The organism is Chryseobacterium daeguense DSM 19388, from assembly GCF_000430825.1.
Classification (GTDB): domain Bacteria; phylum Bacteroidota; class Bacteroidia; order Flavobacteriales; family Weeksellaceae; genus Chryseobacterium; species Chryseobacterium daeguense.
Map to the genome: position 1 here is coordinate 242,336 of NZ_AUMT01000004.1, position 21,661 is coordinate 263,996.

Sequence of the window (21,661 nt, forward strand, 5' to 3'; positions counted from 1 at the left end):
CTGTTTTTTTATATATTTGTTAAAATAGAAATAATTAAATGGAGAAACTTTCAGACAGAGTAAAAAGACTTGGTTACTCACAAACTTTTGTAATGTCAAATAAGGCTAGAGAAATGAAAGCCAGCGGAATAGACGTCATCAGCCTTACTTTGGGCGAGCCGGATTTTGATGTTCCTGATAATATAAAGCAGGCAGCTTTTGATGCCATAAACGAAAACTACAGTCACTACTCTCCTGTTCCAGGATTCTTAGAGCTTCGAGAAGCAATTTCTTATAAACTTAAAAGAGATAATAATTTAGAATACAAACCTACACAAATTTGTGTATCAAACGGTGCAAAACAGGCCATTCTGAATGTACTGGCAGCGTTACTTAATGACGGAGACGAAGTAATTCTTCCAAATCCGTACTGGGTAAGCTATGACGAAATGGTGAAAATGATGGGAGGAACTTCTGTAATGCTTCCAACCTCGTATGTAACTGATTTTAAAATTACTGCCGAGCAACTGGAGGAAGCCATTACCGATAAAACTAAAGCTGTACTGTTCAGTTCGCCATGTAACCCTTCCGGTGGATATTATACTTATGATGAATTGAAATCTTTGGCAAAGGTTATTGCTAAATATCCTCAAGTAACCATAATTTCAGATGAAATCTACGAGTATATCAACTACGAAACACAAACAACTTCTATTGCACAATTCCCGGAAGTGTACGAGCAAACTGCGGTTATCAACGGTATGTCAAAAGCTTTTGCCATGACAGGCTGGAGAATCGGGTATTCCGCATGTCCGGAATGGCTGGCCAAGGCTTGTGAAAAAATTCAGGGGCAAATGACAAGCGGAGCCAATACAATGGCACAAAGAGCATCTATAACTGCTTTAAAAGCAGATCCTTCGGAATATAAATATATGATTGATGCCTTCAAAAAAAGAAGAGATCTGGTGTATGATTTAATCAAAGAAATTCCCGGATTTAAGGTTTTGCTGCCAAAAGCTGCATTTTATTTTTTCCCGGATATTTCTCATTATATCGGTAAAACATTGGATGGAACAGAGATAAAAGATTCTGATGATTTTGCCATGTTTTTATTGGAAAAAGCTCATGTAGGCTGCGTCGGCGGCGTTTCTTTCGGAAGCCCGGAATGTATCCGGTTTTCTTATGCAGCTTCTGAGGAAGATTTAATTGAGGCTATGAAAAGGATAAAAAATCTACTTGAAAAGTTTAATTAACTTTAAATAAATATTAATAACTAAACTCAATAACAAACACTTACAATGAATCTTTTAAAAAAAATTACAATTGTATCAAGCATTGCCGCTGCCAGTTTCTGCGGATATGCTTTTGGGCAGGATTTCCAGTGGAAAGAAGCGCAGTCAAACGGATATACTTATAAATATGTAACCAATGATCCTACTTCAGCGAGATATTATACTTTAAAAAACGGTTTGACGGTAATTTTGAGTCCGACTAAAAAAGACCCGAGAATTCAGACCTATATCGCCACAAAAGCAGGAAGCAAAACCGATCCGGCAGATCACACCGGTCTGGCGCATTATCTGGAACACATGCTTTTCAAGGGTACAGACCAGTACGGATCAAAAGACTGGGCAAAAGAAAAGCCGTTGCTGGACCAGATTGATGCACTTTACGAAAAGTATAATCAAACAAAAGACGAGGCAAAAAGAAAGGAAATCTATAAAGAAATCGACAAAGTTTCCGGGGAAGCTTCCAAGTATGCCATCGCTAATGAATACGATAAAATGATGTCCGGAATGGGTGCAGACGGAACCAATGCATTTACTTCTTTTGAGCAGACCGTCTACACGGAAGATATTCCCGCGAATGTGACGGATAAATTCCTTGCGGTACAGGCAGAAAGATTCAGACAGCCTGTTTTGAGGCTTTTCCATACAGAGCTTGAAGCAGTATATGAAGAAAAAAACCGTGGACTTGACAATGATCCGAGAAAAGTATACGAAGCCATGTTTGCTGCGATTTTCCCTAATAACAATTACGGAAAGCAGACAACAATCGGGACCATTGAGCACCTTAAAAATCCTTCGTTAAAAGCTATCAGAGAATATTTTAACAATTATTATGTTCCCAACAACATGGGTGTGATCATGTCCGGAGATTTTAATCCTGATGAAATGATCGCTAAAATCGACAAGTCATTCTCTTATATGAAGTCGAAACCGGTTCCTGAATACAAAGTAGCTGCAGAACAGCCAATTACAGCCCCTGTCATCAGAGAAGTTTACGGACCTACCCCGGAAAACATTACCATCGGATTCAGATTTCCGGGAGCTACCACCAAGGATGCAAGAATGCTGAATCTTGTGGGAAGCCTCCTTACCAACGGACAGGCCGGATTAATTGACCTTGATCTTGTAAAAAAGCAAAAACTATTGGGTGCGTATGCTTTTCCTTATGTTTTAAAAGATTATTCGGTGCTTTTTCTACAGGGAAATCCTACGGAAGGGCAATCTCTGGATGATGTTAAAGCTTTGCTTCTGCAGGAAATTGATAAGTTGAAAAAAGGTGATTTTTCAGATGATCTTATTCAGTCTATCGTAAATAATGAGAAGAAAAATGTGATTCAAAAATATGAAAAATACAGCTCCAGAGCAGAATCCTTAATGGATGAGTTCACTTCTGAGGTGGATCACAAAACACAGCTGGCTTATATTGATGAAATCTCCAAGCTTACCAAAAAAGACATCATGGATTTTGCATCGAAGTATCTTCAGGCTAATAATTATGTAGCTGTTTACAAAAGAAAAGGCGAAGACAAAAATATCGTAAAGGTTGACAAGCCGGCCATTACACCGGTATCCGTGAACAGAGAAGATAATTCTCCATTCCTTAAAAAGATTGACCAAATGCCGGAAAACCCCATCTCTCCTGTGTGGTTGGATTTCAATAAGGATATTGCTAAAAATAAATTAGGCAATGTAGATGTTTTGTCTGTAAAAAATACAGATAATGCTCTTTTCAGATTATATTATTATTTTGATTCAGGAAAATGGAATAATAAAATCCTTCCTCTGGCTGCAGAATATCTTCAGTATTTAGGAACAAAGAATAAATCATCTGAAGATATCAGCAAAGAGTTTTATAAGCTGGCATCAAGCTTTAACGTAAGCGCAGGAAATGAGGAAACGTATGTGTATCTGGAAGGCTTGAATGAAAATTTTGATAAAACAGCTGCTTTATTTGAAGATTTAATTAAAAACTGCCAGCCGGACCAAAAAGCACTGGATGCTTACAAAGCCAGACTTAAAAAATCAAGGGCAAATGCTAAGCAAAACAAGTCGGCTATTATGTCGGGGCTTAGAAGCTATGCGCAATATGGCCCTCAAAATCCTTTCAATAATACGTTAAGCGATGCTGAACTGGATGCTTTAAAGGCAGAAGATCTTATTAATGTGCTTCATGATTTATTTAATTTTAAACATAAAGTATTGTATTACGGTCCAAAATCAGGAAATGAGCTGACTGCTTCACTTAGTCCGATTCACAAAGTTTCTGCATCACTGAAAGATATGCCTAAATCTAAAACCTTTACGCAGATTCCTACGGACAAGAATAAAGTTCTGTTTGCCCATTATGACATGGTTCAGGCTGAAATCTTCTGGGTGAGAAACGGTGAGGCTTATAATCCTTCCATTACTCCTACCGTAAGCCTGTTCAATAATTATTTCGGTGGTGGTATGGGTTCTGTGGTTTTCCAGACCATCAGGGAGTCTAAGGCACTGGCATACTCCACTTATTCTTATTTTTCTCTGCCGGGTAAAAAAGAAGAAAAAGACATGATTATGGCTTATGTAGGAACTCAGGCAGATAAATTCAATGAATCTACAACTGCTATGAATGAGCTTTTAACGACTCTTCCAAAATCTGATCAATTGTTCGAAACAGCAAAAAGCGGATTGAAAAAATCTATTGCAGCCGAAAGAATTACTCAGGACGGAATTATTTTCACCTATCTGAGAGCCCAAAAGCTTGGCAACAATATGGACATGAGAAAGAATGTCTATGAGCAGGCTCCAAAATTATCTTTTACAGATCTTAATAATTTTCATGATAAAGAAATGAAAGGTAAAAACTACACCTATTGTTTAGTAGCTTCTCAAGACAAAGTAAGTGAAGCCGATATGCAGAAACTCGGTGAAGTAAAAAAACTTAACCTTACCGAGATATTCGGTTACTAAAATAAAGAAAGGCTGTTTCAATGTTGATTCAGCCTTTTTATTTTAAATTTAATTTTTAAGGATATTTAATTGCATCCGAAATTTCTATCGGATTATTATGTCTTTTAATAAATTCTTGCTTTTCTTTTGTCATCTGATTAATATTGGGCCTGTTCAATTCGCCGGAAGAACCTTCAATTAAGGCTCCATCATTGCGCATTTCCTTATAAGGATCATTATAACGGTCTAAACTTATTTTAGTAAATTCTTTTTTAGAAACATTAATTACATTCCAATCATTCAAAAAATAAATTTTACTCTGAGTCGATTTTTGTATTGAAATTAATTCAAATGTGTAATTTTTGTTTGAATCTTCTATAAACAATATAGCTCCAGGCAAACCTTCAAAAACGTATGGACCAAAATTTAAAGGAATATCTTTTGTAAACCATGCTACCCAGTTTCTTCCTTTATAGTTTAACTGAGCTTTTTGACATGTATAATTATTAATTTTCTTTGTTTCATTTATTATTTTCCAACTAAAATCATTTTTAACTTCATCTAATCTGTAAATAACAGTAGTCGGCGGAAAATTATACAGTTTACTTATACTCGATTTATCATTATTCTTAATAACCGAAAATTCAGCATCAAACATCGGTTGATAGACTTCTTTTCCCGACTTCAGACCTTCACGGTATATAGAATCTCTTTTATAAAACTCATAAGTATAAAATGCTGACTTATCCTTATTTAATTCTAATACCATATTTTTTGATCTCGTCTTATTGTCACTGGAATCAGCTTTATAAGTTAACTTATAAATGACTTTATAGTTTTGAGAATAGGCCTCAAAACTTATTGAAATAAAAACGAATAAACAGAATCTAAATAAATTTTTCATCTTTGATAAATTAAAAAGAATGGTACGAAAATTCATACCATTCTAAGTTTCTAATAACACTTTCCGTCACTACCAGAAGAAAATGTTTTGCAGACTGTACCAGAAACAGGGTGACATGGGCCAGATCCAGAACTTACAATTGGTACTAAACTTCCATCTGAATTTTTCTTATAATGTACATGACAATCATCAGCAACACCAATATCGTTACTAGGCATGAATAGACCTCCTGCTACATTCTTTAATTAATTTCTCGAAAGTTTTTTTAAATTTTTCATAAATCTTATTTTTTTCAAAACAAATATAGAATTAGAAAAAAACTCAACGCAATAACATTTCAAATAACAGGGATTTATTGCTAACATTTATAATCTTTTATAATAGATAATTCATCGAAACGAGAAGTAAAATAAAAATTATTCTATAAATAAAATTTAAATTTTTAATCAAAAACAATTATAGATTTTATTTATCAATATCAACTTGTTCGATAGACGGGATATTTATATATTTGCATCAGAAAATTTAAATATAAAAACAAGAAAATTATGTCTTTAGTAGGAAAAAAATTCCCAAACGTAACAGTAGATGCAATGTCTGAAATGGGTGATGATTTGAGAATCAACATCTTTGAAGAAGCAACAGCTAATCAGCAAAAAGTTCTTTTGTTCTGGTATCCAAAAGATTTCACTTTCGTATGTCCGACTGAGCTTCACGCTTTCCAGGAGGCTTTAGGTGAATTCGAAAAAAGAAACACTAAAGTAATCGGTGCTTCTTGCGATACAAACGAAGTACACTTTGCATGGCTGAATGTTTCTAAAGACAACGGTGGAATTGAAGGTGTTACTTACCCGCTTTTGGCTGATACCCACAGACAATTGGCAAACTTATTGGGAATCGTAGATCAGGATTTCGAATACAATGAAGAAGGTGAAGAAGTTTTCACAGGTTCTAACGTAACGTACAGAGCAACTTATCTTATCGACGAAACAGGAAAAATTTTCCATGAGTCGGTAAACGATATGCCTCTTGGTAGAAACATAAAAGAATATTTAAGATTAATAGATGCTTATACTCACGTTCAAAAGCATGGCGAAGTTTGTCCTGCAAACTGGGAAGAAGGAAAAGAAGCTATGAAAGCTGACAGAAATTCTACCGCTGAGTATTTAGCAAAAAATTAATATTTTAATTTTAATATAACAATGTAACAATCTAATAGTATAACAATTTTAAAATCAGTTTTTCGAATTGTTAGATTAGTAAATTTTTAGATTGTTACATTGTTTATTTGTTATAAAAAATAAACTTATGTATACAGAATTAACAGAAGATACCCTGCAGAATATTGTAAACGACAATGAAAAAGTTGTGGTACAGTATGGCGCAACATGGTGCGGAAACTGCAGAATTATGAAGCCGAAATTCAAAAAACTGGCATCGGAAAATGAAAGCATTCCTTTTCTTTACGTAGATGCAGAGAAATTACCGGAAAGCAGAAAATTAGCTAAAGTTGATAACCTTCCTACTTTCGCCATCTTCAAAAACGGAGAACTGGTAAATCAGGTTCAATCTAATCAGGCTGAAAGTTTAATTAATTTATTTAATGAATTATAATTATGAAGCTACCCGTAATAAGACAGTTTTATCAAAATCAGACACCCGAAAACCTTGAAAAAACTTTAGAAGTGCTGGAAAGCTTCTGCGAATTCAGAGGGACCAGTGAAGAGGACCTAAATGTTGCAGGAGAATTAATTACGAACATCTGCGGAGCCCTGGAAGTTCACGCTAATGTACAAAACGGGATGAGTGAAAAGGATGCTTTAAACTCATTTGCCCAAAAGGTTTTAGGATCGATTGATAAATAATTTTTTGATTAAAATAAAGATTTAATAATTAAAAATTATTTACCCATATAAAAAATAAAATCCCGATGAAAACATCAGGATTTTTTGGGTTTAAAATGAATTATAAAAATTTATAACTTATAACTCATAATTGATAACTTCTAAATCAGCTTCTTCTGCTCATTAAAATACTTAAAATATACCAGAATAAAAGCATAATTGAAGCAAAAAGCTGTAATGAAGCTCCCACATACTGGTTCGTTAAATAAGCATCTTTAAGCTTGCTTGTCTGATACAAAATAGTTGCAGAAGCTAAAATTACCATTCCTACCGAGAACCAAAGCCCAAGATTGAAACCGAAAAGCATTCCGCCAACGATCAGTCCAAGAGAAATAAATCCACCGATTACGATGATATTTCTTAAAAATGAAAAGTCTCTTTTCGAAGTAAATGCAATTACAGAGATTCCTGCAAACATAGCTACCGTTAATGTAGCCGCCTGGAAAATCACTTGTCCTCCGGAATATACCGCCGCGATATAGATTAAAGGAAGGAAGATTACCGCTTCCAATACCACATAAAATGCAAGCCCGAAATACTGGGTAGATCTGTTTAAGGACAACGACCATTTTGTAGCCAATACCGAAGCCAGCCAAAACACGCCAATAATCAGCAGCCAGGCAAATCTTTGCGCAAACATCGCAACAATAAGCCTTTCCGGCACAATTTTTAATAAAAGTGTTTCAACCCCGATAAATGCAAGGATTGACAAAGCAACGTGCAGATACGTTTTCTTGTAAAATTCAGCCTTTTCAACATCCGAAGAATGTGCGACTAAAACATCTGTCATCATAGTTATTTTGATTAAATTATTTAATTCTTTTAGCTGTAAGTAGTAAGCTTAAAAACAAGCAGGCAGTTTTTTTCCAATCCGCCATTACCTATTACCTATAAATCATTCGCTATATTCCGGTTTTACACCTAGAATTTTTCCGTCATTTTCAAAAATCACCGTAATAATATCCCTCGGTGAAGCTGATTTGTCATCAGCATATTTATATTGAATGGCCGGATATGTTTCATTATCCAGAAGCTTCTGGTAACCGGATTTATATACCTCCGTTTTCCTTTCAAAACTTATGCCGCCGGAAAGTTTTTCAATCATATTGTCATCAACGATATCTTTTACCTTATCTGAAATTAAAGAATTCACAGCCTGTTTATCAGAAGTCTTCAAAGCAGCGACAAACTTCAGAAACTGCTTATTATAGGATTCTATTTTATCCTTAGTCAATTCAGAAGTCAGCTCAATTTTTTTGCTTTCCACAACTTTAATATGGCTGTTTTGCGAAAACCCCAATTGAAATGCTGCAATGGCAAGAATTAGCGATATTTTTTTCATAATAATGGATTGATTGGTTGATGGTAAGTTACGAAGATTTATATTAATGATAAAAATTTCATTGTATCCACATTATCTGCGTACGTATCTAAGCCGGGATTCTGTGCCTCTCCAAAAGCTATTGAATCAAAGCCAAGCTCATTTTTTCCTACAATACATTGAATATTCTCTTCATTTTCAGCGATAAAAGCTTTCACATCATCCAAAGAGGAATATCTGCTGAAATTAATTACAGAAAGCGGACTGAAAAGTTTATCATCTTCTTTCAGCATTACAAAATTATTGTCCCAGAATTTATCCTGATTTAATAGGTAAACAGCCCTGTTATAATCATAATTGTTAGCATATTTATTATGATTGATGATATCCTGGAAATTTAAAAAGCTCTCAAATAACCTGTCAATTAAAAAATCCTGTGGAATGAAAAGTCTTGTTACATTTCTGCAGCCCAACCCAAAATACTGGAAAATATCTTTCGCCAGTAATTGCAGTTCTTCTTCCGTTTCATCACCTTTCAATACAGCAATTGAAGTTCTGTTTTTTCTGATAATATGTAAATGATTCTTAAAATAATATTCCAGATATCTGGCCGTATTATTACTTCCGGTAGCAATTACAGCATCAAAATTTTCCAACCTTTCCACAAATTCAAATTCCACATTTCCTTCTGAGAACTCCTTCCATTTTTTCAGGAAAAAAGGCACCATATACCTGTCTTTAGATGACAATTTTATCACCGGGATATGATTGCTCAGTACCACGGAGATCACATCGTGAAGGCCTACCAATGGGATATTCCCTGCCAGAATAAGACCTACTCTTTTGGTAATTTTAGAGATAGGATAATTTTTCAGCCAGTTTTTAATATTATCTTCAGTCAGAAGTTCTGCCCACTGATTTAAAGCAAACTTTTGATTATCAATGGTAAACCACGGATTTTCAATTTCTGATTTCTTTAATAATAATTCAAAATCAGAATCATTCTCATTGTAATCCTCTTTATTCTTTGCTAAAAAGTCTTTAATATATTGGCTAAGTCTCGTAAGTCCTAAAACTTGATTTTCGATATTCATAATTACTGTAAAATTGGGGAATATTTTGTAATTTTGTGCAAATTTAAAAAAAATTAGCGATGGCTATTAAAATAACTGATGAATGCATTAATTGCGGAGCCTGCGAACCAGAATGCCCAAACAATGCAATATATGAAGGAGCAGTAGATTGGAAAGCTTCGGAAGGTACTGAACTTAAGGGTACCGTAACATTACCATCGGGATTGACTGTAGATGCTGATGCGCCGCAAGAGCCTGTAAGTGATGATGTATACTTCATTGTAACAGACAAATGTACAGAATGTAAGGGCTTCCATGAAGAGCCGCAATGTGCTGCGGTTTGCCCGGTAGACTGCTGCGTTCCGGATGAGGATCATATAGAGTCTGAAGAAGCACTGCTAAACAAAAAGGCATTCTTACACGGTGAATAAAATACGCCGTCTCATAGATTATGGGACGGTTTTTTTAGCCAAAAATTCTAATAAGTGTAATTTAATAGATTAAAAATGAAACTGTAAGCGCAAAACGTTTACAAATCAAAAAAATAAAAATATGAGCAAAAAGCACAACTTTAGCGCGGGACCATGCATCTTACCTCAGGAAGTTTTCGAAAAATCTGCGCAGGCAATCTTAGATTTTAACGGTATTGGCCTTTCCCTTCTGGAAATTTCGCACAGAAGCAAAGATTTCGTGGCGGTAATGGATGAAGCGCGTGCCATCGTAAAAAGACTGATGAACCTGGGTGATGATTATGAAGTGTTATACCTTGGAGGTGGTGCAAGCCTGCAATTTGCGATGGTTCCTTACAACCTGATGAAAGTTGGCGGAAAAGCGGCATATACAGATACGGGAACCTGGGCTGCAGGAGCCATCAAAGAAGCAAAAAAAGTTGGAACTGTGGATGTTGTAGGTTCTTCCAAAGAAGCAAACTACTCTTTTATTCCAAAAGACTACACGGTAGGTTCGGAATATGATTATTTCCACTGTACTTCAAACAATACCATCTACGGAACCCAGATGAAATCTTTTCCGGAAGTGGATACGCTGATGGTTTGTGATATGAGCTCTGATATTTTTTCAAGACAATTAGACTTTTCAAAATTTGATTTAATATATGCCGGTGCCCAGAAAAATATGGGACCTGCAGGGGTAACTTTAGTGGTTATTAAAAAAGAAATCCTGGGTAAGACCGGAAGAGAAAATATGTTCTCGATTCTGGATTACTCACAGCATATTGCTAAAGAATCTATGTACAATACACCGCCGGTTTTCCCTGTTTATGCTTCTTTACTGACGCTTCAGCATTTGGAAAACAATGGAGGGATTGCCGCAGCAGAAGCAAGAAACGAAGCGAAAGCAAAGCTTTTATATGACGCGATAGACAGTAATCCTTTATTTGAAACGTTTTGTGTGAAGGAAGACCGCTCATTGATGAATGTCTCATTCAAATTAGTTGATGAAAGCAAAAAAGAAGAATTTGATGCAGCATGGAAAGCAGCCAATATCAGCGGACTGAACGGACACAGAAGTTTAGGAGGCTACAGAGCAAGCTTATACAATGCTTTACCTATCGAAAGCGTGCAGGTTTTAGTGGATGTAATGAATTCTATTAAATAATTTAAAGATCTAAAATTCAAACATTTAAGAATTTTCTAATGGTTATTGAGCGTTATTTTAAATTTTCTTAATTTGCGCAACTGTTTAAATTTTTAAATAATTCAATCTTTAAATTTTTGAATAAAATATAAAACCATGAAAGTTTTAGCTAACGACGGTATTTCGAAAGCAGGAGAACAGGCATTGAAAGATGCAGGAATTGAAGTCCTGGACAACAGGGTTGCGCAGGATCATGTGATCAATTTCATCAACGAGAATAATGTAGACGTTCTTTTGGTAAGAAGTGCTACGAAAGTAAGGCAAAATCTCATTGATGCATGCCCCAATCTGAAAATTATCGGAAGAGGCGGCATTGGGATGGATAATATTGATGTGGAATATGCTATTGACAAAGGACTTTATGTGATCAATACGCCTACAGCATCATCAAAATCTGTGGCAGAACTGGTTTTTGCACACTTCTTTTCACTGGCGAGATTTCTTCATGAATCGAACAGATTAATGCCACTGGAAGGGGAAACACATTTTGATGCCATGAAGAAGTCTTTCAGCAAAGCGTATGAACTTTCAGGTAAAACATTGGGAGTCATTGGTTTTGGAAGCATCGGGCAGGAGGTTGTGAAAATGGGAATTGCTTTGGGAATGAAAATTAAGGTGTTAACTAGAAAACCCAGAACGGAAGTTTTAAGCTTAGAATTTTTTGACGGGCAGAAGGTTAATTTTGAAATTACTTCCAGCAATGATATGGATGAGTTTCTTAAAGAAGCGGATTTCATCAGCATCAATACGCCAAAAACGAATGAATATATCATAGACACGCCTCAATTTGAAAAGATGAAAGACGGAGTCTACATTGTAAATACTGCAAGAGGCGGGGTTATTAATGAAGTTGCATTGGTGGATTTCATAGATTACGGAAAAGTGGCAGGTGCTGCCCTTGATGTTTTTGAAAAAGAGCCTAATCCGGAAGTTATTTTACTCATGAATCCAGCGCTTTCACTCTCTCCGCATGTTGGAGGAAATACGGTGGATGCCCAGGAAAAAATCGGGGTAGAGCTTGCAGAACAAATTATTAAGATAAAAGAAACTATAAAATAAAATATGCCTGTTTTTAAACCTTTTCGTGGAATCAGACCTCATAAAGACTATGAAAGCACTTTTCCCACTCACCCACTCGATAATTTTACGCAGGAGGAAATAGCGGAAAAAGCGCAAGTTGAAAATACTTATATCAACATGATAAAACCTTATGTTGTAAGTAAATCCAAAGATATTGACAGGAACCTGAGGAAAATCAGATCCACTTTTGAAGAGCTTCTGGATGAGAATAAGCTTGTTCAGGACAATTCTGCATACTATCTTTATGAGCAAATTTACCCTAACAAACAGGTTTTCAGGGGACTGTTGGGACTAGCAAGCATAGAAGATTTCTGGAACGGCAAAATCAAGAGACACGAAAGCACAATACCTCAAAAGAAAGAAAAGCTGGCGCATTATCTTGAAAAAGTAAACCTTCAGGCAGAACCTGTATTGCTCACCTATCCTGCCAATTCCAAGATCGAGCTTCTGATGAATCATGAGGAAAAAAATGTTCCTATTTTCAATCATGTGGATTCAAAAGGGATCAGACATAAAATCTGGCGAATTGATAACCGTCTGAAGCTTCAGCAGTTTAAAGAAGTCATTGACCAGATTGATGCCTTTTACATTGCAGACGGGCACCACAGGATAGGCTCCACAGCATTGAATGCAAAACATCAGAAAGACAAAAACAAAAGACATAACGGAACGGAAGCATATAATTTTGTTTACAGTTTCATAGTTTCCAACCAATCTATTAAAATTCACGATTACAACAGGCTTGTAACAGACCTTAACGGCTTACCCACAGAAGTTTTCCTTAAAGAGCTGGAGCAATATTTTTTAATCCACGAAAAAGGTGAAACCGCTTATTACCCGTCACAGAAATTCCATATTTCCATGTATCTTGACGGTAAATTCTACTCTCTTCACGTAAAGCATGATCTTCGTTCAAAAGAAATGTCATTGGATAATCTTGATCATCATCTTTTGGATAAATATATATTTAAAAATATTTTAAAAATTGAAGATCCTGACAGTTCAGAAAAAATTGCTTATATAAAAGGTAATTCGAGTATTGATGGGATCAATCAGATCAAAGAAAAAATTGACAGCGGTGAAGGCAAAGTAGGATTCGGGATTTATCCGGTAAGCTTTAATGATATGATAAAAATTTCAGATTTAAAGCTGAGCATGCCTCCGAAATGTACTTTTATTGAGCCAAAATTGGTTACAGCATTGTTAATGTACGACATGAAACCTTAAAAAATTCCTATTTTTTCCCTACTTTTATCAGCGGAAAAGATAAGGTAAATAAAAAATGAAAAAAATATTCATTATAATTCCACTCTTTTTGGGTGGATTTTTATTTTCTCAGAAAAAACCTCAAAAAAAATCCGTAAAAAAGACAGCAATAACGGCAAAATTCAACTACCATGATGAATTTAAAAGAATCTCTGATGAGATCATGGCCAACGGAAAAGCCTATGACAACCTGGGTGAGCTTACCAAAGGCGTCGGCTCACGTTTCAGCGCTACTCCCGGATATACAAAAGCTGTGGAATGGGCTGAAAAGAAGCTGAAAGAAATAGGCATCGAAATGATCTGGAGACAGGAAGCCAAAGTTCCCGTGTGGACCAGAGGCAGGGAATCCTTACAAATAAAAGCAGAAAACGGAGACTGGAAAAATATTAGAATGCTTTCTTTCGGGAATTCTGAAGGAACCGGCGGAAAAGATCTTGTTGGCGAGATTGTACTTATCAACACTACTTCCGAGCTTAATACCTTATCTATCGGACAATTAAAGGATAAAATTGTGTTCGTAAATATGCCGATGGATCCCAAAATCATTAATACCAGCGATTCTTATCTGGCCGCCGCAAAATCGAAATTAATTTCTGCCTCGGTTATTGCGAAAACAGGGGCAAAAGCTTTAATTATCCGATCTTTGACTACTGCTAATGACGATACTCCGCATGCAAAAATGGTGTATTATGAACCTGATGATAAAGTAAAGATACCAGCTTTAACCATCGGTGTAAGATCAGCGGATGAACTCGAAAAATTATTAAAAAAACAAAAAGTAACAGTAAAGCTAAATATGTCCGCCGAATCAAAAGGCGAAACTACCAACCCCAATATCATTGCTGAAATCCCCGGTAAAAAAGATTCCAAGGTAATTGTTTTGGGTGCGCAGCTGGATTCCTGGGATTTTGCCGAAGGTGCACATGATGACGGAACGGGCGTTGTACAGTGCATAGAAGTTTTAAGGGCAATAAAAGCTTTAGGCATCGAAAATAATCACACCATAAGAGTGGTTCTGTATGCCAACAGTGAAAACGGCGGTCAGGGAAGAGATATGTATGCTGCGTATGTCAAGAAAAGAGAAGAAAAACATATTTTTGCTTTAGGAACGGATGCCGGAGGATATTCTCCCAGAGGATTTTCGCTGGATATGGCTCCTCAGAGACGAAGACTGATTTTCGCGTGGAAAGAATATTTCCTTCCTTACGGCATTTATGATTTTGAGCAGGAAAATGCCATTCAGGATATTTCACCGCTGAAAAAGCTGGACATTCCTTTGGCGGAGCTGGTGGTAGATACCCAGCGGTATTTTGATTATCACCACTCTGTGGAAGATACTTTTGACAAAGTAAATAAAAGAGAGCTGCTTCTGGGAGCGGTTGCCATGACACAAATGATCTTCATGATTGATAAAAACTGGTAAATGAAAAAGATATTAGGAACATCACTCCTCTTTTTAGGTTTAGTCGTTTTCGGACAGACTAAAGAGGACTCCATACAATTTTCAAAAATTTCTACGGAGATATTAAATAATGGAAAAAGTTATAATGAATTAAGAGATTTAACTAAAAATATCGGTCACCGTTTGAGTGGTTCCGAGGCTTATGAAAAGTCAGTAAAGTGGGCCGCACAAAAACTACGTGATGCCGGTGCGGATAAAGTATGGCTTCAGGAAGTGATGGTTCCTGTCTGGGCAAGAGGAAAAGAATCTTTACAGATTAAATCCTCCAACGGAAAATGGAAAAGCTTAAAAATGCTTTCTCTTGGAAATTCCGAAGGAACGGGTGGAAAAGATGTTTCAGGAGAAATCATCATGGTGAAATCTATGGAAGAATATGAAAAACTTTCAGCAGACCAGATAAAAGATAAAATTATTTTCTTTAATTATCCTTTTTCACAATCTTTCGTGGAAACATTCAGAGGATATGGAGATGCCAATAAATACCGTACCAATGCAGCGGCCTTAACAGCAAAAAAAGGAGGTAAATTTGCTATTATACGATCCCTTTCTTCTGCATTTGATGATGTGCCTCACACAGGAGCCATGCGCTACGGAAACGAGAATAAAATCCCGGCTGTTGCCATTGGAAATACTACGGCAGACGAACTGGAAGCACTTTTAAAATCTCAAAAAATTACCGCTAAGCTCAATTCCAACTGCGGAATGAAGGGCGAAAAACTGTCCCATTCTGTTATCGGTGAAATTACGGGCAAAAAAGATCAGAGCGTCATTGTTGTCGGCGGACATCTGGATTCCTGGGACGTAGGCGAAGGTGCGCATGATGATGGAGCAGGAATCGTTCAAAGCATCGAAGTTTTAAGAACATTTAAAAAACTTGGAATTCAAAATAACCATACAATCCGTGTAGTATGCTTTGCCAATGAAGAAAATGGCGTGAAAGGCGGTATCCAATATGGTAAAACAGTCAAGGAAAAGAATGAAAAGCATCTTTTTGCCATAGAATCTGATGCCGGAGGTTTTGCACCCCGAGGAATTTCGCTGGAGATGGATGAAGAAAACAGGAAAAAAATTCAGCGCTGGAGAAATCTTTTTCTTCCTTACGGCGTTTATAATTTCGAAGGTACCTATTCAGGAACGGACCTTTACCCGCTTCATGATATGGGAATTCCAACGGCTGAACTGGTTCCTGATTCACAGCGGTATTTTGACATTCATCACACTGAAGAAGATACTTTTGAAAAAGTTAACAGGCGTGAGCTTCTGCTGGGAGCCGTTGCCATGACACAGATCATTTATATGATTGATAAAAACTGGTAAAAATACTGAAACCGTTCTTTTACAGAGCGGTTTTATTTTTTAACTGATTCAGAATTAATATGAAAAATAGCAATTTGGCACGATAATAGCTTCAATACATTTTGAAAAAAAATTCTTAAAAACACACTTTAACGATGAAAAAATTAACTCCTGTGGACCTTTCGCGGTTACACTACGCTGAATTTGGGCAGTTTATTGTCCTCTTTATAGAAGATTTCAGCGACTCAAACTTAAACACTGATACGGATGCGGATTTTAAAAGGATGTTTGATAATATCCAGGCTCAGATCCTACATTACACCAGCACGCTTGACCACATAAAAACAAGCCAAGAATCAGTAAAAATTGCTGAAGCTGATGCTGTACGTAATACCGATCTGCAGGTATTGAAAGATGCTGTAAAGCCATACAGATACGCAAAAACACAAGCCGAGAAGAATGCTTATTCAGCAATAAAAGTATTGCTGAGCCAGTACAGAGATATACAGCATGCTTCTTATGAAGAAGAAACTAACAGGCTGAATATGCTTGTTGAAAAACTGCTCTCGTCAGAATACAGCTTCCATGTTTCTGCATTGAGCATCGTGAAATTTGCCAACCATCTGTCTGATTCTAATGCTGCATTTAACAGCATTTTTTCAAAATGTTCTTTTGGAATACAACACAAGCAGGCGTCTGAAGTAAAGGCATTAAGGAGAAACCTTACTCACGATTATAAACAGATGGCCAATTACATCGCCACCTTAGCCAATGTAAAAGACGATGTTTTTTACAAAGATGCATTAGCCATTCTGAACAAAGGTAGAGCCCATTTCTCAAGATTTGTTTCAATGAGAAGAAACGGGAGAAATAAACAAAGTATAACAATAACAAATTAAAGTAATTATGATGAAGAATTTAATGGAAACCATGTTTAAGAGAAATGAAGATTCTCTTAAAATGAAAGTATTGAGTATTATTTTATTAATTGGTTTTGGGCTGTTTTCGGTGCTGGTATTTGCATCGAAGATGGATTTTAATAGTCTGATGGTATATCTTATCGCTTTTTTGGCGTATGTAGGTTTTAGCCTCCTGTTCGTCAGATCATTAAGTAAAAGCAACAGAAGTCTTTATATCAAAAAAAGACTGGACAGACACTCATAACTTTTCAATTATAATTTTACAAAAAAACCGCTCTTTTTGGGAGCGGTTTATTTATTTTAAGTTTTATTTATTGAATGCTAAATTTTCCGGAAATTGTCTGTGCCTTTCCTTTTGCATTGTAAAAGTATATTCCACTTCTCATTCCTGATGTAGAAATCATAGTTTTTCCTCCGTTTATACTCTGAGATTTCACCGTAAGACCTTCCGTATTTACAATTTTCAACTCATACTGATCCTGTTCCGGAAGATTGATATAGAAGCTTTCCCCCTGTTTTACCGGATTCGGATATAATGTGGATGTCTGACTTTTCTCTCCAAAAACATTCATGCTATTTGAACCTTCCTTCGAAGCACTTGCTGAAACCGGTTCCAGAATCCACTGATGATTTGCACCCGCTGCTCCGTTCATATCCTGATTCCAGATATTAATGTATGTTCCTGCGGTTTGTGAATTCCCCGGATTATCCATGGCTTTCATATTGGATAATGCAGTTCCTATAACGCAAACATTTGGGGCGTATGTCCTCATTACCCATTGCTGATTTGTCTTACCGTGTTTTTGATATTGAATTAAAGTCGTTCCATTATTAATATTAGAACCCGGAACATCAATTGCCAGCCCTGAAGCTCGATTAATAATTATATAATTGCTTCCTGTTTTTTCAAACCTCCATTGTTGTGTAAGATTTGAATTAAAATTTTGCTGAACCATTTTTACACTGCCAGCTGTACTATAATTTTGTGGAGTGATATAAAGATTACTTCCTACATTTTTAATCCGATAAAAAACGTTTGGATCTATATTCGCAGGCTGTGTAATATTACTGATCGTAAGTGAGTTATATCCAAAATTAGAGCTTTGCTTAAAAATATCTTCCAGGGTAACGCTTACATAATATGTTCCGGGTTGGGAATTGGCAGGCAGAGGAACCGATGCACTTCTTTTATCCGGACGGATTCCTGTGGTTACAGCAACAGGAGTATGGGTTGCCCAGCTTGCTGCCGTGTACAGTGAAACTTTATAAGAGAGCTGCGGACTTGCTGTTTCAGAAATTGCCCACGTTACATTCACTGAATTGCCTGTTGAATTGTAAGTTGGTGTTACATTGGTCACTACAACCGGTAATGTTGTGGCAGGTTTTGTTCCTTCCTGTGTAATATTGTTAAAAGTAATGGATCCACCAGAAGGCGCAGGAGATGTTCCGCATGATGAAACTTTGATGGCTGTATTATTAAAAGCTGTGGCTGCAGTCCACGAACCTGTTCCCGCGCTTACGGCATATTTTGTAGGCTTAGACCATGTTCCCTGATTATTCATACTCCAGAAATTCCTGAAATATCCGCAGCGTGTGTCTTTATTTGCAGCAGAATTCCAATTCTCAACGAAAGCGCCTAACTTTGTTCCTGTAAATTTTGCATCATTTTCAGGGGTAACAATTGTTACGTAATGCTTCCATTTTTGTGTTCCATAATTATACATGAAAAATCCAATTCTGGTTTTTCCATCGCCGGTAGACCATCTTCTTACCACTGTTGCATACCATGTTCCCGGTGTCCACGGCATCGTGTTATCTGTATGAAGGCCGGTACCTTCTCCTCCAAAACCGTCTACAAGGGTATTCGGAGCGGAATATTCAGCCGTACATTGTGGTACATTAGAATCCTGTAAATCCCACATGGAAAAGATATTGTTGTAAATTTCATTTGGTTTGTATTGGATCCCCGCATATCCTCCTCTCGGTCCCAGACTAAAATTGAGTGTAGAATAATACGTATTCACTTTTTTGCATGAATTGTCTACCATCACTTCGGAATACCAAAGCTCTCCGGTATTTGCCATATTGAAGCCTTCGAGATATGGCCCCCAACTCGGGCAGGTCTGTGCATTTGCTGTGTAGCTAACTGATGCCGCCGTAAATGTAATAAGCAGCGCATACTTTTTTAATTTTATTTTCATATCTATATTTTAGTGTTACTAAAATAAGCATATTTTAAATAAGTTAAATATTTAACAATAAATAACAATTAAAATTATGAATTTAATACAAAAACAATACTATTTTAAGAATTTAAGTGATTGTTGTTCTATATTAATCACAAATTGTAGAATAAAATTTAACCTTATTTATTAAACGTCATCATATTTCTTAACAATAAAACCGCACTCCAGGAGCGCGGTTCACTTTTGCATGTAAAAAACTGCTATTGTCTAATTAACAGGTGTTGCAAAAAAATAATTTTCAATTAAATTAACTCCCTTAAAAGATGCGGCATTGTTGAAAGTATAAACACTTCTTGAAATACTGCTGCTGTCTGATTGTAAAACATAATAAAGGGTAACATTGGCATTAGTGACATTGTTATATACAAATGCCTGTGTAATCTCAAAATCCCTTCCCATTAACGGCTGAAAGTTCGTACTTCCAATGATGGGAGTGTCTATCGGATTGTTGTTATTTGTACCTACATTTTTTGTTCCTACATAAGTTCTTACAAATCCTGAATTCGAATTGTTCAGAACGTGGATTTTCATATAGATCATATGTGATCCCGGAGTAATGGTTAGGGTGGCGATTCTGTTCCAATTGGTATTTCCGATGCCGGTATTATCCGCCCATGTGAACGTGCCGATAATGTTTTGCCCTGTAAAAATAGAGAGCTCTTTCCATGTTCCTACTCCATTTTCGTCGCTGTGCAGGATTTTATTGAGTGCCTGATTACCATCTGCAAGTTTGAATCCGGCAACTGGAGAAGCCTGTGTTCCTGTTGTTTTAATATCAAGTTTTACAGTCGGGTTCAGATGTCCGATTGCCATATTCCCGGAAGGCTTAGAAATGACGACATCATTATCAGGATTAGTGTCAGTGGGACTGTTGGCTCCATTAACCCGTAAAGCCCCACTAGGAATATTTGTATTAATCCCTACTTGCGCAAATGCAAAAAAAACATTCATAAAAACTCCAAAAAAAATAATTTTTCTAATCATAGCTTTTTTCACAAAGTTAAGATATTATAATTATTACGCAATACTTTACAATAATTTAACATATTTTCTATAATTTATCTTTACTATTTTATTAAATTAATAATTAAAATTTTATTATAGAAATAGAATTATTATTAATAAAAATTATTTTATGGAATAATTCACCAATATTTAAAACTTTATAAATTGATTTTGATAAAATTTTTTTTAACTCGTAAAATTCGGTTAGATTTAAAACAAAAAAGCCATCCTTTCGGACGGCTTTAATATTATTATAATTTCGATTATTTTACTTTTACAAGCTCAACATCAAAAACTAACCATGCATTTGGCGGGATAACTCCTCCTGCTCCCCTTTCTCCGTAACCCATTGCCGGCGGGATCAATAAAGTAGCGGTTTCACCTTCTTTTAATAAAAGAATACCTTCATCCCAACCTTTGATTACTCTACCCATTCCGATTGGAATTTCGATAGGCTCGTTTCTTTTGAATGAAGAGTCGAACTCTGTACCGTCAACTAATTTCCCTGCATAATGTACAGAAACATTATCACCGGCTTTAGGAGCAGCACCTGTAGTTGTTTTTGTGATTTTATAGTAAAGACCAGATTCGGTTTTCTGCATTCCGGCTTTCAGGTTTTCAACCATTTTTTCCTGATTGGCTTTGAATTCTTCTTCTTTCTTCTTTTTGTCAGCTTCTTCTTTAGCCATAGCTGCTTTATTATTTTCTGCAATTTTAGCTTTTCCTTCCGTAAAGGTTTTTGCAGGATCATAGTTTTTATACTCGTCTCCTTTGCTGAAAACAGAAACTTTTTCTAAAACGATATCCGTTTTAGGTTTATCATTTGCACCTTTTTCAGTATTTGCAATTGCATCAATTACATCCTCTCCTTTTACTACTTTCCCGAAAATAGTGTGTCTTCCGTCTAACCATGGAGTAGCTACTTCCGTGATGAAAAACTGAGAACCGTTGGTATTTGGCCCTGAGTTCGCCATAGAAAGAATTCCTTTTCCTGTGTGCTTAAGGTCATTTTTTTCATCCTCAAATTTATATCCCGGATCTCCCATCCCAGTTCCCTGAGGATCTCCCCCCTGAATCATGAAATCTTTGATCACTCTGTGGAAAATAGTTCCGTCATAATAAGGAACTCCTTTTGCCTTAGCTTTGTTGTCAATTTTCCCTTCTGCAAGACCAATAAAATTAGCTACAGTTACAGGCGCTTTTTTGTCCTCAAACTTTACGATCATATTCCCTTTCGTTGTCTGAAGATTTGCATAAAGTCCGTCATTAAGACCTTCGTAAGTTTCTTTGTCTACGTTCATTTTTTTATAAATTGGTGTACAACTCATCAGC

20 protein-coding genes are annotated in these 21,661 nt (G+C 36.2%); 13 read left to right on the forward strand and 7 right to left on the reverse strand.

Annotation, left to right across the window (positions count from 1 at the left end; all coding sequences use genetic code 11):
- Positions 1–38 precede the first annotated feature (38 nt).
- Positions 39–1,232 carry a pyridoxal phosphate-dependent aminotransferase gene (locus tag H560_RS0107740; protein ID WP_027379509.1) on the forward strand — a complete coding sequence of 398 codons (1,194 nt, stop codon included), beginning with the start codon at positions 39–41 and terminating at the stop codon, positions 1,230–1,232.
- Positions 1,233–1,277: 45 nt separating this feature from the next.
- Complete coding sequence (locus H560_RS0107745; RefSeq protein WP_027379510.1) at positions 1,278–4,217, forward strand: M16 family metallopeptidase; 2,940 nt, start codon at positions 1,278–1,280, stop codon at positions 4,215–4,217.
- Positions 4,218–4,272: 55 nt separating this feature from the next.
- On the opposite strand, the gene H560_RS0107750 is transcribed toward H560_RS0107745, so the two are convergent.
- Positions 4,273–5,100 (reverse strand): GLPGLI family protein, encoded by an 828-nt coding sequence (locus H560_RS0107750; RefSeq protein ID WP_027379511.1) that lies wholly within the window; start codon positions 5,098–5,100, stop codon positions 4,273–4,275.
- Between the two features lie 548 nt (positions 5,101–5,648).
- Between H560_RS0107750 and H560_RS0107755 the strand changes: the two genes are divergently transcribed.
- The 3 genes from H560_RS0107755 to H560_RS0107765 all read left to right on the forward strand — a co-directional run bounded on the left by H560_RS0107755 (position 5,649) and on the right by H560_RS0107765 (position 6,965).
- On the forward strand, positions 5,649–6,281 hold the full coding sequence (locus H560_RS0107755; protein ID WP_027379512.1) for a peroxiredoxin: 633 nt from the start codon (positions 5,649–5,651) through the stop codon (positions 6,279–6,281).
- A gap of 127 nt (positions 6,282–6,408) precedes the next feature.
- Positions 6,409–6,714 (forward strand): thioredoxin family protein, encoded by a 306-nt coding sequence (locus H560_RS0107760; RefSeq protein ID WP_027379513.1) that lies wholly within the window; start codon positions 6,409–6,411, stop codon positions 6,712–6,714.
- Between the two features lie 2 nt (positions 6,715–6,716).
- Positions 6,717–6,965 carry a DUF6952 family protein gene (locus H560_RS0107765; RefSeq protein ID WP_002980002.1) on the forward strand — a complete coding sequence of 83 codons (249 nt, stop codon included), beginning with the start codon at positions 6,717–6,719 and terminating at the stop codon, positions 6,963–6,965.
- 145 nt (positions 6,966–7,110) lie between these two features.
- Here H560_RS0107765 and H560_RS0107770 read toward each other — a convergent pair whose 3' ends face one another.
- From H560_RS0107770 to H560_RS0107780, 3 genes are all read right to left on the reverse strand, one after another.
- A complete protein-coding gene (locus H560_RS0107770) occupies positions 7,111–7,797 on the reverse strand; it encodes a Bax inhibitor-1/YccA family protein (RefSeq protein ID WP_027379514.1) in 687 nt (228 codons plus the stop codon).
- A 102-nt stretch (positions 7,798–7,899) separates the two neighbouring features.
- Positions 7,900–8,346, reverse strand: coding sequence for a hypothetical protein (locus tag H560_RS0107775; RefSeq protein ID WP_027379515.1), 447 nt, complete (start codon positions 8,344–8,346; stop codon positions 7,900–7,902).
- 38 nt (positions 8,347–8,384) lie between these two features.
- On the reverse strand, positions 8,385–9,419 hold the full coding sequence (locus tag H560_RS0107780) for an acyl-CoA reductase (protein ID WP_027379516.1): 1,035 nt from the start codon (positions 9,417–9,419) through the stop codon (positions 8,385–8,387).
- A 59-nt stretch (positions 9,420–9,478) separates the two neighbouring features.
- On the opposite strand from H560_RS0107780, the gene H560_RS0107785 reads away from it, so the two are divergent.
- The 8 genes from H560_RS0107785 to H560_RS0107820 all read left to right on the forward strand — a co-directional run bounded on the left by H560_RS0107785 (position 9,479) and on the right by H560_RS0107820 (position 17,322).
- Positions 9,479–9,829 (forward strand): 4Fe-4S dicluster domain-containing protein, encoded by a 351-nt coding sequence (locus H560_RS0107785; RefSeq protein ID WP_027379517.1) that lies wholly within the window; start codon positions 9,479–9,481, stop codon positions 9,827–9,829.
- A gap of 121 nt (positions 9,830–9,950) precedes the next feature.
- On the forward strand, positions 9,951–11,015 hold the full coding sequence (gene serC, locus H560_RS0107790; protein WP_027379518.1) for a 3-phosphoserine/phosphohydroxythreonine transaminase: 1,065 nt from the start codon (positions 9,951–9,953) through the stop codon (positions 11,013–11,015).
- 135 nt (positions 11,016–11,150) lie between these two features.
- Positions 11,151–12,113, forward strand: a complete 963-nt coding sequence (locus tag H560_RS0107795; RefSeq protein ID WP_027379519.1) for a D-2-hydroxyacid dehydrogenase — start codon at positions 11,151–11,153, stop codon at positions 12,111–12,113.
- 3 nt (positions 12,114–12,116) lie between these two features.
- Positions 12,117–13,361: a DUF1015 domain-containing protein gene (locus H560_RS0107800; protein WP_027379520.1), complete on the forward strand. Its 1,245-nt coding sequence runs from the start codon at positions 12,117–12,119 to the stop codon at positions 13,359–13,361.
- A gap of 55 nt (positions 13,362–13,416) precedes the next feature.
- The gene (locus H560_RS0107805) at positions 13,417–14,823 is read left to right on the forward strand and encodes a M28 family peptidase (RefSeq protein ID WP_027379521.1); all 1,407 of its coding nucleotides are present in this window, start codon (positions 13,417–13,419) and stop codon (positions 14,821–14,823) included.
- Positions 14,824–16,179: a M20/M25/M40 family metallo-hydrolase gene (locus H560_RS0107810; RefSeq protein WP_027379522.1), complete on the forward strand. Its 1,356-nt coding sequence runs from the start codon at positions 14,824–14,826 to the stop codon at positions 16,177–16,179.
- 134 nt (positions 16,180–16,313) lie between these two features.
- Complete coding sequence (locus tag H560_RS0107815; RefSeq protein WP_027379523.1) at positions 16,314–17,057, forward strand: DUF6261 family protein; 744 nt, start codon at positions 16,314–16,316, stop codon at positions 17,055–17,057.
- A 7-nt stretch (positions 17,058–17,064) separates the two neighbouring features.
- A complete protein-coding gene (locus H560_RS0107820) occupies positions 17,065–17,322 on the forward strand; it encodes a hypothetical protein (RefSeq protein WP_027379524.1) in 258 nt (85 codons plus the stop codon).
- A gap of 67 nt (positions 17,323–17,389) precedes the next feature.
- Here H560_RS0107820 and H560_RS0107825 read toward each other — a convergent pair whose 3' ends face one another.
- The 3 genes from H560_RS0107825 to H560_RS0107835 form a co-directional block, all read right to left on the reverse strand.
- Positions 17,390–19,279 (reverse strand): DUF3472 domain-containing protein, encoded by a 1,890-nt coding sequence (locus tag H560_RS0107825; RefSeq protein ID WP_027379525.1) that lies wholly within the window; start codon positions 19,277–19,279, stop codon positions 17,390–17,392.
- Between the two features lie 252 nt (positions 19,280–19,531).
- Positions 19,532–20,308, reverse strand: coding sequence for a hypothetical protein (locus tag H560_RS0107830; protein WP_027379526.1), 777 nt, complete (start codon positions 20,306–20,308; stop codon positions 19,532–19,534).
- A 284-nt stretch (positions 20,309–20,592) separates the two neighbouring features.
- The gene (locus H560_RS0107835) at positions 20,593–21,657 is read right to left on the reverse strand and encodes a peptidylprolyl isomerase (protein WP_155844982.1); all 1,065 of its coding nucleotides are present in this window, start codon (positions 21,655–21,657) and stop codon (positions 20,593–20,595) included.
- Between the last annotated feature and the right edge of the window lie 4 nt (positions 21,658–21,661).

Bases quoted from the DNA above. Each gene is read 5' to 3' on its own strand.
- H560_RS0107815 (WP_027379523.1), top strand. From the start codon at position 16,314: ATGAAAAAATTAACTCCTGTGGACCTTTCGCGGTTACACTACGCTGAA.
- serC (WP_027379518.1), top strand. From the start codon at position 9,951: ATGAGCAAAAAGCACAACTTTAGCGCGGGACCATGCATCTTACCTCAG.
- H560_RS0107745 (WP_027379510.1), top strand. From the start codon at position 1,278: ATGAATCTTTTAAAAAAAATTACAATTGTATCAAGCATTGCCGCTGCC.
- H560_RS0107775 (WP_027379515.1), bottom strand. From the start codon at position 8,346: ATGAAAAAAATATCGCTAATTCTTGCCATTGCAGCATTTCAATTGGGG.
- H560_RS0107750 (WP_027379511.1), bottom strand. From the start codon at position 5,100: ATGAAAAATTTATTTAGATTCTGTTTATTCGTTTTTATTTCAATAAGT.
- H560_RS0107830 (WP_027379526.1), bottom strand. From the start codon at position 20,308: ATGATTAGAAAAATTATTTTTTTTGGAGTTTTTATGAATGTTTTTTTT.
- H560_RS0107795 (WP_027379519.1), top strand. From the start codon at position 11,151: ATGAAAGTTTTAGCTAACGACGGTATTTCGAAAGCAGGAGAACAGGCA.
- H560_RS0107770 (WP_027379514.1), bottom strand. From the start codon at position 7,797: ATGATGACAGATGTTTTAGTCGCACATTCTTCGGATGTTGAAAAGGCT.
- H560_RS0107800 (WP_027379520.1), top strand. From the start codon at position 12,117: ATGCCTGTTTTTAAACCTTTTCGTGGAATCAGACCTCATAAAGACTAT.
- H560_RS0107765 (WP_002980002.1), top strand. From the start codon at position 6,717: ATGAAGCTACCCGTAATAAGACAGTTTTATCAAAATCAGACACCCGAA.
- H560_RS0107780 (WP_027379516.1), bottom strand. From the start codon at position 9,419: ATGAATATCGAAAATCAAGTTTTAGGACTTACGAGACTTAGCCAATAT.
- H560_RS0107760 (WP_027379513.1), top strand. From the start codon at position 6,409: ATGTATACAGAATTAACAGAAGATACCCTGCAGAATATTGTAAACGAC.
- H560_RS0107805 (WP_027379521.1), top strand. From the start codon at position 13,417: ATGAAAAAAATATTCATTATAATTCCACTCTTTTTGGGTGGATTTTTA.
- H560_RS0107755 (WP_027379512.1), top strand. From the start codon at position 5,649: ATGTCTTTAGTAGGAAAAAAATTCCCAAACGTAACAGTAGATGCAATG.
- H560_RS0107835 (WP_155844982.1), bottom strand. From the start codon at position 21,657: ATGAGTTGTACACCAATTTATAAAAAAATGAACGTAGACAAAGAAACT.
- H560_RS0107810 (WP_027379522.1), top strand. From the start codon at position 14,824: ATGAAAAAGATATTAGGAACATCACTCCTCTTTTTAGGTTTAGTCGTT.
- H560_RS0107785 (WP_027379517.1), top strand. From the start codon at position 9,479: ATGGCTATTAAAATAACTGATGAATGCATTAATTGCGGAGCCTGCGAA.
- H560_RS0107825 (WP_027379525.1), bottom strand. From the start codon at position 19,279: ATGAAAATAAAATTAAAAAAGTATGCGCTGCTTATTACATTTACGGCG.
- H560_RS0107820 (WP_027379524.1), top strand. From the start codon at position 17,065: ATGATGAAGAATTTAATGGAAACCATGTTTAAGAGAAATGAAGATTCT.
- H560_RS0107740 (WP_027379509.1), top strand. From the start codon at position 39: ATGGAGAAACTTTCAGACAGAGTAAAAAGACTTGGTTACTCACAAACT.